General features: G+C 72.3%; 12 protein-coding genes, 1 tRNA gene and 1 pseudogene. 8 read left to right on the top strand and 6 right to left on the bottom strand.

What is annotated here, in order from left to right:
* The first annotated feature begins 331 nt into the window (after nt 1-331).
* Nucleotides 332-1192 carry a SigB/SigF/SigG family RNA polymerase sigma factor gene (locus tag ACFV57_RS15555; protein WP_385231125.1) on the top strand — a complete coding sequence of 287 codons (861 nt, stop codon included), beginning with the start codon at nt 332-334 and terminating at the stop codon, nt 1190-1192.
* 21 nt (nt 1193-1213) lie between these two features.
* Here the strand turns inward: ACFV57_RS15555 and ACFV57_RS15550 are convergent, their stop codons facing one another.
* Nucleotides 1214-2392 (bottom strand): PAS domain-containing protein, encoded by a 1179-nt coding sequence (locus ACFV57_RS15550; RefSeq protein WP_385231122.1) that lies wholly within the window; start codon nt 2390-2392, stop codon nt 1214-1216.
* A gap of 204 nt (nt 2393-2596) precedes the next feature.
* Between ACFV57_RS15550 and ACFV57_RS15545 the strand changes: the two genes are divergently transcribed.
* The 4 genes from ACFV57_RS15545 (at nt 2597) to ACFV57_RS15530 (ending at nt 6111) form a co-directional block, all read left to right on the top strand.
* Nucleotides 2597-3397, top strand: a complete 801-nt coding sequence (locus tag ACFV57_RS15545) for an ANTAR domain-containing response regulator (protein ID WP_385231221.1) — start codon at nt 2597-2599, stop codon at nt 3395-3397.
* 171 nt (nt 3398-3568) lie between these two features.
* Nucleotides 3569-4783 carry an aminotransferase class I/II-fold pyridoxal phosphate-dependent enzyme gene (locus ACFV57_RS15540; protein WP_385231119.1) on the top strand — a complete coding sequence of 405 codons (1215 nt, stop codon included), beginning with the start codon at nt 3569-3571 and terminating at the stop codon, nt 4781-4783.
* A 155-nt stretch (nt 4784-4938) separates the two neighbouring features.
* Nucleotides 4939-6024, top strand: a complete 1086-nt coding sequence (locus ACFV57_RS15535; protein ID WP_385231116.1) for an MBL fold metallo-hydrolase — start codon at nt 4939-4941, stop codon at nt 6022-6024.
* A gap of 16 nt (nt 6025-6040) precedes the next feature.
* Nucleotides 6041-6111, top strand: a tRNA-Arg gene (locus ACFV57_RS15530).
* 82 nt (nt 6112-6193) lie between these two features.
* On the opposite strand, the pseudogene ACFV57_RS15525 reads toward ACFV57_RS15530, so the two are convergent.
* Nucleotides 6194-6304 (bottom strand): annotated as a pseudogene (locus tag ACFV57_RS15525) (integrase); the annotation flags it as partial.
* 316 nt (nt 6305-6620) lie between these two features.
* Between ACFV57_RS15525 and ACFV57_RS15520 the strand changes: the two are divergent.
* Nucleotides 6621-7226 (top strand): hypothetical protein, encoded by a 606-nt coding sequence (locus ACFV57_RS15520; protein ID WP_385231113.1) that lies wholly within the window; start codon nt 6621-6623, stop codon nt 7224-7226.
* A 411-nt stretch (nt 7227-7637) separates the two neighbouring features.
* Here the strand turns inward: ACFV57_RS15520 and ACFV57_RS15515 are convergent, their stop codons facing one another.
* From ACFV57_RS15515 to ACFV57_RS15500, 4 genes are all read right to left on the bottom strand, one after another.
* Complete coding sequence (locus tag ACFV57_RS15515; protein WP_385231110.1) at nt 7638-8246, bottom strand: HAD domain-containing protein; 609 nt, start codon at nt 8244-8246, stop codon at nt 7638-7640.
* 25 nt (nt 8247-8271) lie between these two features.
* Nucleotides 8272-8964: a class I SAM-dependent methyltransferase gene (locus ACFV57_RS15510; protein WP_385231106.1), complete on the bottom strand. Its 693-nt coding sequence runs from the start codon at nt 8962-8964 to the stop codon at nt 8272-8274.
* Nucleotides 8965-9876: a phosphotransferase family protein gene (locus tag ACFV57_RS15505; protein WP_385231103.1), complete on the bottom strand. Its 912-nt coding sequence runs from the start codon at nt 9874-9876 to the stop codon at nt 8965-8967. It abuts the gene before it with no gap.
* A gap of 77 nt (nt 9877-9953) precedes the next feature.
* Nucleotides 9954-10703 (bottom strand): hypothetical protein, encoded by a 750-nt coding sequence (locus ACFV57_RS15500; RefSeq protein ID WP_385231100.1) that lies wholly within the window; start codon nt 10701-10703, stop codon nt 9954-9956.
* A gap of 222 nt (nt 10704-10925) precedes the next feature.
* Between ACFV57_RS15500 and ACFV57_RS15495 the strand changes: the two genes are divergently transcribed.
* Together ACFV57_RS15495 and ACFV57_RS15490 are read left to right on the top strand one after the other, a co-directional pair.
* Entirely contained in the window at nt 10926-12281 is a 1356-nt protein-coding gene (locus ACFV57_RS15495; protein ID WP_385231097.1) for a helix-turn-helix domain-containing protein, read from the top strand.
* A gap of 1 nt (nt 12282) precedes the next feature.
* Entirely contained in the window at nt 12283-12816 is a 534-nt protein-coding gene (locus ACFV57_RS15490; protein ID WP_385231094.1) for an NUDIX domain-containing protein, read from the top strand.
* Nucleotides 12817-12850: the final 34 nt, after the last annotated feature.

Below are 12850 nucleotides of genomic sequence, written 5' to 3'. Positions count from 1 at the left end.
TGTCCCGCCGCTCCCGCCACCCGCGGACCCGTACGGGCTTCCGCCGGGCGGACCGGTCTGCCCGGCCCGGCCCTGTGCCGGAAGGTTTGTGACGGGCGGTCAGCGAGCCGCTCCGCACGGGTTACCGGACCCACCGGCCGGAAACCTCCCGCACCGGCCGCGGACCCCCGCCGATTCGGCCCGCGCCGCGTTTACCCGCACGGGCTACGGGCACGCGTTCCCTGTGCTTCGGACCGGAGGCACGCCCGTGGGAGCGAACCCGCTCTGCGAGCGTGCGATCCGGCTGCGCTCCCGCGGAGGACCCCAGTCCACCGATCAGGGAGCCGAGACCATGCCCTCTGTCCGCACACCCCATCGCCAGGGCACCTCGCGTGCCCGGCACACCGATCACCCGCTGGGCGCCCGCCGCGTCCAGAAGAAGCACCCGCACGACGACGCGCCCGACACCGGCGCCGACTTCCGCACGCTGATGGCGCTGCCCGACGGGCCGGAGCGGGACGCGCTGCGCCAGAGCATCGTCTGCGCCTGGATTCCGATGGCCGAACGCCTCGCGCGGCAGTTCCGCAACCGCGGCGAGACCACCGAGGACCTCACGCAGGTCGCGGCCCTCGGCCTGGTCAAGGCCGTCGACCGGTACGACCCGGACCGCGGCTGCGCCTTCGAGAGCTTCGCCGTGCCGACCATCGTCGGCGAGGTCAAGCGGCACTTCCGCGACCACATGTGGGGCCTGCACGTGCCCCGGCGCGTCCAGGAACTGCGCAACCGTGTCCGCGCGGCCACCCAGGAACTGACCCACGCCCCGGACGACCACCGCCCCGCCGCCCGGGACATCGCCCGGCACACCGGCATGACGCTGGAGGAGGTCCTGCTCGGCATGGAGGCCCTGGAGAGCTACTCGACGCTCTCCCTGGACGCCGAACTGCCGGGCGCCGACGACGGATACGCCCTCGTCGACACCCTCGGCGGCCCGGAGCCCGGCTTCGACCTCGTCGTGGACCGCGAGGCGGTCCGGCCCAAGCTGCAGATGCTCCCCGAACGCGAACGGCAGATCCTCTACCTGCGGTTCTTCTGCGACATGACACAGAGCCGGATCGCCGACCGGCTCGGCATCTCCCAGATGCACGTCTCGCGGCTCATCAACCGCACCTGCACCCGCCTGTGCGACCAGGTGGGCGGCCTCGAAGCGGCGTGACGGCCGTCGGCGCACCCGTCGTCAGGGGCGCAGCGCGCGCCCCAGATGGCGGGCCATCCGGTCGACGGCGCCCGCCTCGGCCATGCTGAAGGCCCGCCGCCCGCCCGTGCGCAGCAGCGTCAGCACGCCCCGTACGGGCCCGGACTTCGCCCGCAGCGGCACGCACAGCAGCGAGGTCACCTCGGCCCGCGCCAGGATCGGCGCACCCGCCGCGTCGTGGCCGAACGCGCCGAGGTCCTCCGGGCGCACCTGGAGGTTGGCGTTGCCCGCGCGGGCCGCCTCGACCACGACCGGGCAGTCCCCGGGGAGCTGGGAGGCCAGGGTGGCCGCCAGGTCGTCCGGCCCGGACTCCTCGGCCCCGTACACCGCCACCCGCACCAGCGGGCCGCCGCCACGGGTCACCAGATCGGCCGTCACCCAGTCGGCGAAGCGCCCGCGCAGCACCCGGCCGGCCCGGTCCAGTACGGCGGTGGGCTCCCGCGGCGACTCCAGCAGCGCCATGGTCATGTCGTCCAGGAGGTCCATCAGTTCGGCGTTGCGGGTCACCTCGGACAGGCCGGGCGTCGGCGTGCCCGCACGGTTCGCGTCGCCCCCGCGCCGCGCGGTGCCGGACCCGGCCGCCGACGCCTCCGGGCCGGTCAGGAAGACCGTGAGCACGGACGTGTCCGGCTCGCCCCGGGGCCGCAGCGCCGTCATCGTCGCCCGCAGCGACTCGTCCTCACGGCGGAGCCCGTCCGGCGGCGGCAGCAGCCGCACCACCAGGCTGCGGTCGCCCTCGTTGCGCGAGACCGCCGCCACCTGGGAGCGGAAGGCGGCCCGCTCCTCGGGGGCGAGCGAGGCGGTCAGCGGGCGCCCCGCCGCGTATCCGGCGCGCATCCCGAACAGCCGGGTCCCGGCGAAGTTCAGCCGCCGTATCACCGCGTCCGGGCCGAGCAGCGCCACCGCGTACGGCATCCGCTGGAACAGCGCCCGCAGCAGCTGCTGTTCGTCGGCGGCGCGCCGGGCGCCGTTGTCCCGCTCGGCGGGCAGGCCCCGCTCCAGGCGCGGCAGGATCACGTCGACGACATGCTGGAGCTCGAAGAGAGCGGCGTCCAGGACGGACAGCCGCTCGGTGGAAGGCAGGGCGCGGGCGGCGCGCAGCTCTTCGACCCGTCTGCGGAAGTCCGCGAGTTCCGCCGCAACGCGCTCGACCTCGGCCATGCCCTCACGCTAACCGGTGCGCCCCCGGGCCGTACCCCCATGGCGGCAAGAGCGACCGGCGGCCGGAGGCCGGGCGCCGCAACTCGACGGGAAACCGGTGTTTTTGCCCGCCCGGGCCGGGCAGCCGACTCAGTGCGGGGCCCGTGACCTCCCCCCGTCCACGAGCCCGAAGGGACTGACCACACAGTGGACGCAACGACGCCGATCCGCACGCTCTTCGCGACCGGGGCGTCCGACCTCGCCGAGGGGTCGCCCGCCCGCAGTCTCGCCCACCTCGCCGAGCAGGCCGCCTGGTGCACCCCGGACAGCTGTGGCGCGGCCGCGACGGTGAGCACCGGCGAGGGCACCGCCGAAGCGCCGACCGCGGTGACCCACCCCGACCTGTCCGCCCTGGTCAGTGTCCAGTGGGAGTCGGGTGAGGGGCCCATACCCGCGGCCCTGAACAGCGGCCGGGCCACCGGCGCCGACGACCTGCTGCACGAGAGCCGCTGGCCGGAGTACCGGGCCAAGGCGCTGGAGGCCGGGGTACGCTCCAGCGCCACCCTCCCGTACCGCCGCGACGGCATCACCCTCACCATCACCGTCTACGGCTTCCGGCCGGGCCTGAAGGTCGAGAAGGGCTGCACGGCGACGGACGTGCTCGGTGAGCTGGCCGCGACCGGACTGGCGCGGGAGCGCCGCTACCGCGAGGCGCTCGTCGAGGTGGACCAGCTCGACACCGCCCTGCGCACCCGGCCGGTGGTCGACCAGGCATGCGGCATCCTCATGTACGTGCTGGGCTGCGACGCGGACACGGCCTTCGACACGCTGCGCCGGCTGTCGCAGCGCACCAACCGCAAACTGTCCGACCTCGCCGGCGCCCTGGTGCGTACCCGCGGGCACGGGCTGGAGGCGGAGCTGCGGTGCCTGGGCGACAAGGGCCGGCCGGCCGGCCGCGCGGGCGCCGCGCGCGACGAGGCGCACCCCGGCCGCGCCGCCGCGCCGGGCACCGGCCACACCCAGTAGGCCGCCCCTCCCGGGCCCCGCGCCCGGTCACGCCGCGCCCGGACACCGGCACTCGGCCGACCGGTGACGTGTCGCCCCGCCTCCCGGCCCCCTGATCTGCAAAGGTGGTCGGGGCCCGCACACTCATGTGATGGGCCCACGATCGACCTGCCGTGGAGTGTGGAGGTACGGATGCAGCGGACGGCCCTGGATCCGGATCCGGCACCGGAGCCGGATCCCCCGGCGGGGCTGCCGGTCCTCCCGGAGCTCGCCGCGCACCTCGCCGCCGCCGCGGACCGCACGGAACCCGAGCCACCCGGCGGCTCCCGGCCGCTGCGCGCCGCCGCCTGCGACTACTGGGCGCGCCGCGGCCTGCCGACCACACCGGAACGGGTGCTCGCCGCACCGGGCGCGCCCGCCCTCCTCCTCGCGCTGCTCGCCGCGGCCGGCGGCGACGTGCTGCTGCCGCGCCCCTGCGCCCAGTGGTACGCCCCGGCCGCCGAACTGCTCGGCCGGGAGGTGCACCGTACGCCCGTACCGGCCGAATCCGGCGGAGTCCCGGACGCGTTCACGATCCTGGAAGCCGTCCGCCGCGCCCGGCGGACCGGCGACGGCCCGCGGGTCCTGCTGGTCTCCGTCGTCGACGACCCCAGCGGCACCTGCCCGCCTCCGGAGCTGATGCACGAGGTGTGCGAGGCGGCCGCGGCGGACGGACTGTGGGTCGTCAGCGACGAGACCGGCCGCGACCTGCTGCACGACCCGCACGACACGGTCGTGCTGAGCCCGGCCGAGATGCTGCCGGACGACGTCGTCGTCCTCGCCGACCTGCGGGCCACCCTGGTCCCGGCGTCCTGGCCCGCCGCACTGGCCCGCTTTCCGGACACCGGGCGCGGCGCCGGGCTGCGCGCCGCGACGCTGGAGCGGCTGGCGGCGCTGCGCACCCCGATGGCCGGGCCGGTGGCCGCCGCGGTCACCCACGCACTCACGGAAGCCGCGCCCGTACGCGCCCGCACCACCGCCGCGGCCGGGGTGCACGGCACGCTCGCCAGAGCGCTGCACCACACCCTCACCGCAGGCGGCGCCGTCTGCCGCCCGCCGCACGCGGGCAGCCATGTCTACGCCGACTTCGGCCCGCTGCGCCCCGCGCTGGCCGCCCGTGGCATCACCGGACCGGCCCAACTGGAAGACGCACTCGCCCACTGGGCCGCGCGCGGCGGGCACCGCTTCGGCGACGATCCGCGCGCGCTGCGCGTACGCCTGAGCACCGAGGCGCTGCTCGGCCCCGACGCCGCACACCGGCAGCGGGTCCTCGACGCCCCTGATCCGCTGCAACTCCCGCACGTGGCAGAGGCGCTGAGCGCCCTGTCCGCGACGCTCGCCGCGCTCGCGGACACCGGCCCCTCGTAGCCGACCGGCCCTGCCGCGGACCGTCGCGTGCTGCCCGGCCGCCCGTCCCCGGCCTCCGACCCCCTCCGGCCTCCGCACCGCGGCCTCCGCCCGACCCCCGGTGGCCGCCCGGACCGGCACCACGACCGGTCACGCCCACCGAATGGAGCACCTCGATGACCGAACAGACCGAACGTTCCCTCACCGAGCCTCTCCCGTCCGCCGCCGACCCGCACGCGCCCGCCGCCGAGCCCGGACCGGCGCCGGTCCGCCCCACGCGCGAGGTACGCACCTGGCCCCGCGACTTCACCGACCGGCTCACCGCGCCGCTGCCCGGCGTACGCGCCCTCGCCCGCATCGCCCGCGAGGGCAAGCTGCGGCCGTCCGCCCAGGCGCTCCTCGACATCCCCGACCTCCCCTTCGAGCCGGGCCCGATGCCGCGGCCCGGACCCCGGGACATCGCCGTCACCTGGGCGGGACACGCGAGCTGGGTGCTGCGCGTCGGCGGCCTGACCGTCCTGACCGACCCCGTGTGGTCCCGCAAGATCCTCGGCACCCCGCCCCGCGTCACCCCGGTCGGCGTCCGCTGGCAGGACCTGCCGCCCATCGACGCGGTCGTCATCAGCCACAACCACTACGACCACCTCGACGCGCCCACCCTCAAACGGCTGCCGCCGCACACCCCGCTGCTGATGCCGGCCGGCCTCGCCCGCTGGGCCCGCAGACGCCGCTTCACCCACGTCACCGACCTGGACTGGTGGGAGGCCGTCGAACTGCCGGGGCCCGCCGGACCGGTCCGCTTCGACTTCGTCCCCGCCCACCACTGGAGCAAGCGCACCCTGACCGACACCTGCCGCTCCCTGTGGGGCGGCTGGGTGCTGACGGCGCCGGACGGGCGGCGGGTGTACTTCGCGGGCGACACCGGGTACGGCCACTGGTTCGAGGAGATCGGCGGCCGGTACCCGGGCATCGACCTGGCGCTGCTGCCCATCGGCGCGTACGACCCGCGCTGGATGCTGCGGCCGGTGCACACCGACCCCGAGGAGGCGGTCCGGGCCTGCCAGGACCTGGGCGCCCGCGCGATGGCCCCCATGCACTGGTCGACGTTCCTGCTGTCCGCCGAAGCCCCCCTGGAACCGCTGCACCGCGTACGCGCCGCCTGGGAGACCGCCGGACGCCCCCGCGCCGACCTGTGGGACCTCGCGGTCGGCGCGTCACGGGTCCTGGAGGGGGGGCCGGGCGAGAAGCTGGGGGGCGGGTGAGGGTTGGTTTCGTACGGCGAGGGCGGAGAGCGGTGACACCTGCTCTCCTGAAACGGGTGTCGCAGGTTCGAATCCTGCCGGGGCGCTGGATCAAAGGGCCCCACATACGAGTTTTGATGGGTGAGGGCCTTCTGACATCCACACCTGACATCAACGAGGGCGGTCGCCGGCGACCGGGACGCTTCCCTTGAAGCAGGTCCATGTGGCTCATGGCTTCGCGCTGTGTGTCCTGCACGACGTGCGTGCAGACGTTCATGGTGATGCTGATCTGTGGGTGTCCGGGCAGATCCACAGACCGCCCGATGCGCCCGCAAGCCCACCGGGGCCGTGATCGCTCGCGCCCAAGCAGCGCCACCCCGAAGCTGTTCCACCAACCTGGCGCTTTACCTGGTGGGCAGCGTATCGGTACATTCGATCTCCTCAGGGAGGGGAACGATGACCAGCGTTCGGGAAGCTGCCCTCATACAGAGCGTTGCCCTCGATCGGTATCGCTCTGCGAAGCACATGTTGTCCACGCTGCATGGAACCCGGGCGGCGTGATCGGGATGCATCTCCCTGAGCCCGCATACTTGAGCGACGGCCCGGAGCGGCGAGACGTGGCCGACTGCCCTGCCCCGGCGACGGGACCGCCAGCTCCGGTCACTGACCAGCAGATCCACGATGCCCTTCAGCAGGCGCTGCGCACGGTGTGGACCCGGGAGCCGGACCTGGTGAGCGAGGGTGTGAACGAGCGCGCCGTTGTCGCCCGCGTCGCATTTGCACTGCAGGCAGCGATCACGTCTTGGGGCGGGAAGTGGCGAGTGGACGTCGAATACGACCGGTGGCATCACCCCGGCTTTGGGGTGATCAGAAAAGCCCTGTACGTGGATGGCTTCGGCGCAGCGAATCGCAGGCCCGTGTACCCCGATTTGATCCTGCACGACCCGCATGGCCGCTTCCAAGAGCGCAACCTGCTCGCTCTGGAGGCGAAGCGTGGGCGCCCCCGGCCCCGTGACCGCGACTTCGACCTCGCGAAGCTCCGCGCCTACCTGCGCGAGCTGCATTATCGTCAGGCCGCTTACCTGGAGTTCGATGGCTGCGGCGGACCGCCCCGGCTGCAATGGTTCCAGCTGCGAGACGGCCAAGTTCACACCGCCGGCGTCGAGGGCGGTTGGCAGCAGCGCGTGGATCCAGGGTCTCAAGAGTCCCTCCCGGGGTTGTGACGGCCACGAAGTGGTCCCAGAGAAACACCAGGCCAGAGGCCTCGTGGTCCGAGCGGGCCACAAGTCCTCCGGTCTCGGAGCACATACATGGCACACAAAGCGTGCGCGCAGAGGGTGGGAGTAGCAGGCCATGCCCACGAAAGACGAGCTGCCCCGGCGGCGGCACTAAAAGCAGGTCGACCGCCTGGAGTTGATGATGAGGGCTGTGGTCAAGCCCCGGGTCCAGGGCTATTAACGGAAGCGACCGCCACCGGGGACTCGACACCGCCGAACGACCCGCCGATGTCCTCGCCTGGCGCATCACCGCCCAGCCAAGAAGGCGTTTGCAGGCGGCGCGCAAGCGAAGCGCGGCCAGCGGCACATCGCTCACGCCCTCCGTGCCGCTACCTGCGGCCACGCCCCCGAGCGCACCTACCGAGGGCCGTGGATGACGTCGATAGCGGCATTCGCCACGGCTTCGCACGAAACGCTGGGTTCACCGGTCGACTCGGTGGCCAACTGACCAGCCCACGTCACGACCTGGCCAAGGTGATCGGCGCACAGCCCGTCGTGGGGTTCAGGCTGGACGAGGAGAGTTGGCAGACCGCGGGCTGTACGTCGCGCCGCCCATGCGTGGTCAAGGGCGGTGAAGTCGTCGTCGATCCAAGCTGCGGGTGCGTCGCCGATCCACGCGTCGACGTGGTCGCGCTTCCACAGGTAGCCGTTGGGGTGGCTGGTGGTGATCTGCGGGTGCGGCAGGTCGACGTGCGGCAGCGGCGGGAGCCCGAGGAGCGGACCGATCATGGTGGTGGCGTCCTGGCGCCAGCTCGTGCACCACACCGGGGTGAAGAGCCGGACCTTCATCAGGTCCGCGAGCATCGGGCCGTGGGCTGGGTTGAGCCAGATGGTGACGGGTTCGCTGGGGTCGCGGCCAGTCGGGAGGACGTCGTGACGGAGGTGCGTATCCGGGGTGGCCCCGTCCCGGCTTGGGAAGGGGATGAGGACCCCGTCGATGTCCAGCAGCAGGTAGGGAAGGCGCATCGGTGCTCCGCGAGGTCGAGTCGGGTCAGTCCTTGCGCGCGGCGATCAGCAAAGTGGTCGGGAAGCGGTTTCGGCGAGGGTCGCGCAGTTCCTGGGCGCACGTGAGCGCCAGTCCGGCTCGGGCGAGGTGGTCCGTCCAGCGCTCGGCGTCGAATTCCCATCGGGCGATGGGTTGACGGGTCCGGTCGGGCAGGGTCACGTAGTCGCGACGCGGCAGGTTGTCGGTAGAGGGATACCTTCCTGCCCGCCTGGGGTGCGGTACGGAGAAGGCGAGTGCACCGCCGGGCCTCAGGCGTACGGCGATGGCGGGCAGCAGCAGCTGGGGAGCGACGAGGCCGATGGCTCCGAAGACCGAGTAGATCGCGTCGAACTGCTCGCGACTGGCTTGCAGGTAGTGGAGGGCATGACCGGCAACGAAGCCGGCGCCGGCCAGCCGCCCGTAGTGCGAGCGTGCACGGCGAACCTGCAGCCCGACCAGATCGACTCCGGTGACGCGGACGCTACGGCGTGCGGCCAGGTGGGCGACGTTGTGGCCAGGGCCGCAGCCGAGTTCCAGTACGCGGCGCTGGCATAGATCGCTTCCGAGTATCTCGGCGCCGGGGCCGAGCCCTGGGGCGGTGGCCCATTCCATGCGTGGCGGTGCGGCCAGTGGCTCGGCGGGTCCGGCGGCGGCGCGCTGGAGGGCGTGGGTGTGCCAGGGGGAGGCTTGGGCGCGCACCTAGACCTCCAGTAGTTGGAGGACATCGGTGAGGTGGCGGCGGACGGCCTTGATGTAGGCGGGGTCGGTGGCCGGATCGTTGATCCATCGGATGGACTGCTCCATGAACCACTCGACCGCCCACATCCGGTGCCAGCCCAGCGCCCACTTTTCGGCGGCCAGGCACCCTCGCTCGGCCAGTGCGTCGGGGGCGCCGCCCTCGTTGACGTACGACTCGATGAAGCCGTGCAAGCGAGCTGGGTCAGGTGTGTCGAGGGTGCCGTGCCAGCTGGCAAGGTCGAGCAGCCCGGGGCCGGTGAAGGCGCGGGCGAAGTCCAGCAGCCGCCAGCCGCGTTTTCCGATGTGGAGGCTGGTGGGGTGGAACTCGGAGTGCACCCAGCCGAAGGGCTCCACCGTGGTGCCCTGGGCACGGGCCTCGGCTGCCAAAGCGATCTGGTCGAGTGCGTGCTCGATGTCTTCGGTGTCCTGCCAGCGATCGGCCTTGCGGAGCCGGTCGAGGTGGTCCAAGGCGCGGTTCGGCAAGGCGCCCAGTGCTTCCGCGTCGAGCATGGACAGTGCGGAGGCGGCCCGGGTGCGGTGGAGGGCGACTGCCGCGGCGGCGCCGTCGAGGCTGTCCGCGTCGCGGACGGGGGTGCCGAGGTCTTCCAGGAACATGCCGAGCCACCCGCCGATCCTCGCGGCCGCATGGACATGAGGCACCGGAATTCCGAGGGTGTGGGCCAGCCGCAGCGCCTGGTCCTCGCCGTCGAAGGGCCTCCTGGCGTACTTGTAGATGGCCGTGCTGCCGTCGGGGAAGGTCAGGCGTTCGACACCCGACATGGACCACACCCGCACCTCATCACGCTTGGGGGCGGGCCGCCCGGTGAGAGTGCAAAGGTCAGCGAGGAGTTCGGCGTTGAAGTTCTCGTCCATGCGTGGGGGCTCCCTTGCGGTGTGGTGGCGTCCGGAGCGGGCGAGCGTGCCCGACCCGCCCCGGATCCTGCTGGGTGTTACGCGGCTCGGATCACGCGGTGGGCGTAGACCTGCTCGATCCAGCCGACCTTGAAGGCGGCCAGGTCATCGCGGAAGGTGGCCATCGACGCACCGTAGGGCGCGATGACGCCGCCGGACTGGTCCGGCACGGACTGGCAGCCGTGCACGAGCCGTCCGCCGAGGGCGGCGTGAGCCTTGATGGACTCGATGCGGCGGTGCTCGTTGAACCAGCCGCCGTGGTAGACCTCGTCGAGCGTGCCGCCCATCTCGTCGTCCAGGTCGAAGACGACGGAGGTGGCGGCGGGGAAGAACCAGCACGGGCCGACGTTGGAGATGTGCCCGTCCAACTCCACCTTGTTGAGGGCCATCAGCGTCGCCGCCTGCCTCAGCATCCCCAGATGCTCGGCGGTGATCTTCGGCAGGCCGAGCCCGTCGAGGTGCTCGTCGCGGAACAGGTACGCGTACACCTCGTACGCGGTGCCCAGGACACGGCCCGCGTCGGAGGTGGGCTCGCCGTGGGCCTTGACGAAGTCCAGCGCAAGCTGCTCGACCGCGCTTTCCGTGGTCTCGTTCGCTGCCAGAAGCTGGGACTTGACCAGCTCCCAGTCGGCGATGAGCCACGTGCTGGACTCGAAGCGGAAGAAGTACTCGGCCGGGTCGATGGTGATGCGCCGGCCGTCGACCTGGATGCCGGGCAGGCGGCTCCAGCGCGGATCGAACGCCTCGGGGAGTTCGACCGTGATGGTCGTCGTGTCGATGGTGGTCACCGGTGTCTCCGTCTCTGATCGGCCGGGGCCGGGCACAGGAATGCCCGAGCCGGATCGGCGCGTACGGAACTGCGGGGAGCCGCCCGGCCAAGCGGGGAGCCTGGGCCGGTCGGGCCATTCCGGGCGGCTGCTGATAAGTGAACCTGCCGTCACGCACAGTGGGTACGGTGGGGAGAAGACCAAGCGGTATACGCGGTTTACAGCCCCGGATCGGGGGAGGTCGTGGCGGCACTCAACCAGCCCAACGTCCGTCTGCGCGAAGCCATCGCCGCGTCCGGCCATACCTATGAAGCGCTGGCGAGGGGCGTACGCCGGGTGGCGGCGGAGAACGGCGAGATCATCCACACCAACAAGTCGGCCGTATCCCACTGGGTGAAGGGCACGCGGAAACCGTCCGGACGGACCGGACAGTACCTGGCCGAAGCGCTCTCCCGTCGCGCTGCCCGCACCATCACCCTCGCCGAGATCGGCCTGCGCGATCCGGAGACCGCCATCGCCGAGGACTCCGACCCCGTCATCACCGCCACTGCCCTGGGCCGGGCCGATGTCGAACGACGCCGTTTCCTGGCCGTGGCCGCCTTCACCACGGCAGGCGTGGCCATGCCGCTGGCGTACGACCAGGAAACCACCTCCCGCCTCCTGCGCGCCCGCACCAGAAGATCGCTGGTCGGGGCGGAGGACATCGAGGTTGTCCGCCACATCACCGCCGCGTTCAGCGCAGCCGACGAGCGACTGGGCGGTGGCCACGGCCTGACCACCGTCACCGCCTACCTCGCCGACACCGCCGCCCCCATCCTCCGGGCCCGCTTCATCTCCGACGCCTTACGCCGCAACGCTTTCGGCGCCGTCGCCGAGCTCGCCTACCTCGCCGGCTGGAAGCATCACGACCTCGGCCAGGAGGGCGCCGCCCAGCGCTACTACCAGGTCGGATACCAGCTCGCCTGCGAGGCCGACCCGCACGGCCACGCCGCCTGGATGATGCGCGCCCTCGCCCACCAGGCCCTCAGCCTCAAGCAGCCCCACCACTGCGTCGACCTCGTCGAAGGCGCCCTGTCCCGCGGACTCGGCCACGTCGACAGCCAGACCGAGGCCCTGCTCCACATCACCCACGCACGCGCCTTCGCCGCCACCGCCGAGCACCCCGCAGCAGCCCGCGCCCTGCTGGCCGCCGAGGACGCCCTACTCCGGGAAGACGGCCCCCAGCCCAGCTTCTCCCTCGTCAGCGGCCCGGCCGCCGGCACCGTGGCCAGCCACACCGCCCGCACACTCACCGACCTCGCCGACCACGTCGGCACCGAGCAGCAACACCGCGACGCCCTGGTTCGCTGGGACCCCAAGAAGTACAAGCGCGTCCACGCCCTCACCCACGCCGACCTAGGCGACAGCCTCGCCGCCCAGGCCCGCGCCGACGAAGCCGTCGCGGCCTGGACACAAGCCCTCACCCTCATGGAAGGCATGACCTCGGACCGCACCCGCAAAGCGATCACCTCCATCCGATCGACACTCGCGGTCTACCAGCGGCGCAAAGTGCCCGGCGCCACCGAACTCGCCCGCCGCGCCCGAGAAGCGCTGACCTAACATGCCGATCAACCCGGCCGACGAAGGGACCACCGTGGCTCAGCCGAAGACCGACGACCAGCCCAAAGCCCTCAAGCCCGCCCTCGACTCCATGACCCTCCTGGTCGCCGCCGTCATCGTCCACGACAAGGCCACCAACCGCGTCGTCCTCCTCCAGCGCAGCCAGAACGCCAAGTTCGCCCAAGGCATGTGGGATCTCCCTGTCGGCAAGAGCGAGCCCGGAGAGCCCATCACCGAAACAGCGGTGCGCGAGCTGTACGAGGAGACGGGACTGACCGTGAAGCCCGAGTCGCTGAAAGTCGCCCACATCATCCACGGCGCCTGGGGCGTCGAAGCCCCCAACGGCTTTCTCACCGTCGTCTTCGCCGCCCACGAGTGGACCGGCGAACCCGAAAACCGCGAACCCCACAAGCACGCCCAGGTCCGATGGATCGACGCCGACACCATCCCCGAGGAGTTCGTCGACACGACCGCAAGCGCCCTTGATCGGTACCTCACTGGTGGGCCGCAGGTTTCACTGGATGGCTGGAAGTAGGGAGCTCTGTCTCTGACGTGCCGTGACTTCCTCA

Origin of the sequence: Streptomyces sp. NPDC059788, assembly GCF_042732265.1 — a bacterium.
Lineage (GTDB): Bacteria > Actinomycetota > Actinomycetes > Streptomycetales > Streptomycetaceae > Streptomyces.
The sequence above is the reverse complement of the archived record's forward strand: the minus strand, read 5'-3'. Positions and strand labels throughout refer to the sequence as shown.

Coding starts and splice junctions, on each gene's coding strand:
- ACFV57_RS15555 (WP_385231125.1), top strand. CDS start 332: ATGCCCTCTGTCCGCACACCCCATCGCCAGGGCACCTCGCGTGCCCGG.
- ACFV57_RS15550 (WP_385231122.1), bottom strand. CDS start 2,392: ATGGCCGAGGTCGAGCGCGTTGCGGCGGAACTCGCGGACTTCCGCAGA.
- ACFV57_RS15540 (WP_385231119.1), top strand. CDS start 3,569: ATGCAGCGGACGGCCCTGGATCCGGATCCGGCACCGGAGCCGGATCCC.
- ACFV57_RS15535 (WP_385231116.1), top strand. CDS start 4,939: ATGACCGAACAGACCGAACGTTCCCTCACCGAGCCTCTCCCGTCCGCC.
- ACFV57_RS15515 (WP_385231110.1), bottom strand. CDS start 8,246: ATGCGCCTTCCCTACCTGCTGCTGGACATCGACGGGGTCCTCATCCCC.
- ACFV57_RS15505 (WP_385231103.1), bottom strand. CDS start 9,876: ATGGACGAGAACTTCAACGCCGAACTCCTCGCTGACCTTTGCACTCTC.
- ACFV57_RS15490 (WP_385231094.1), top strand. CDS start 12,283: ATGCCGATCAACCCGGCCGACGAAGGGACCACCGTGGCTCAGCCGAAG.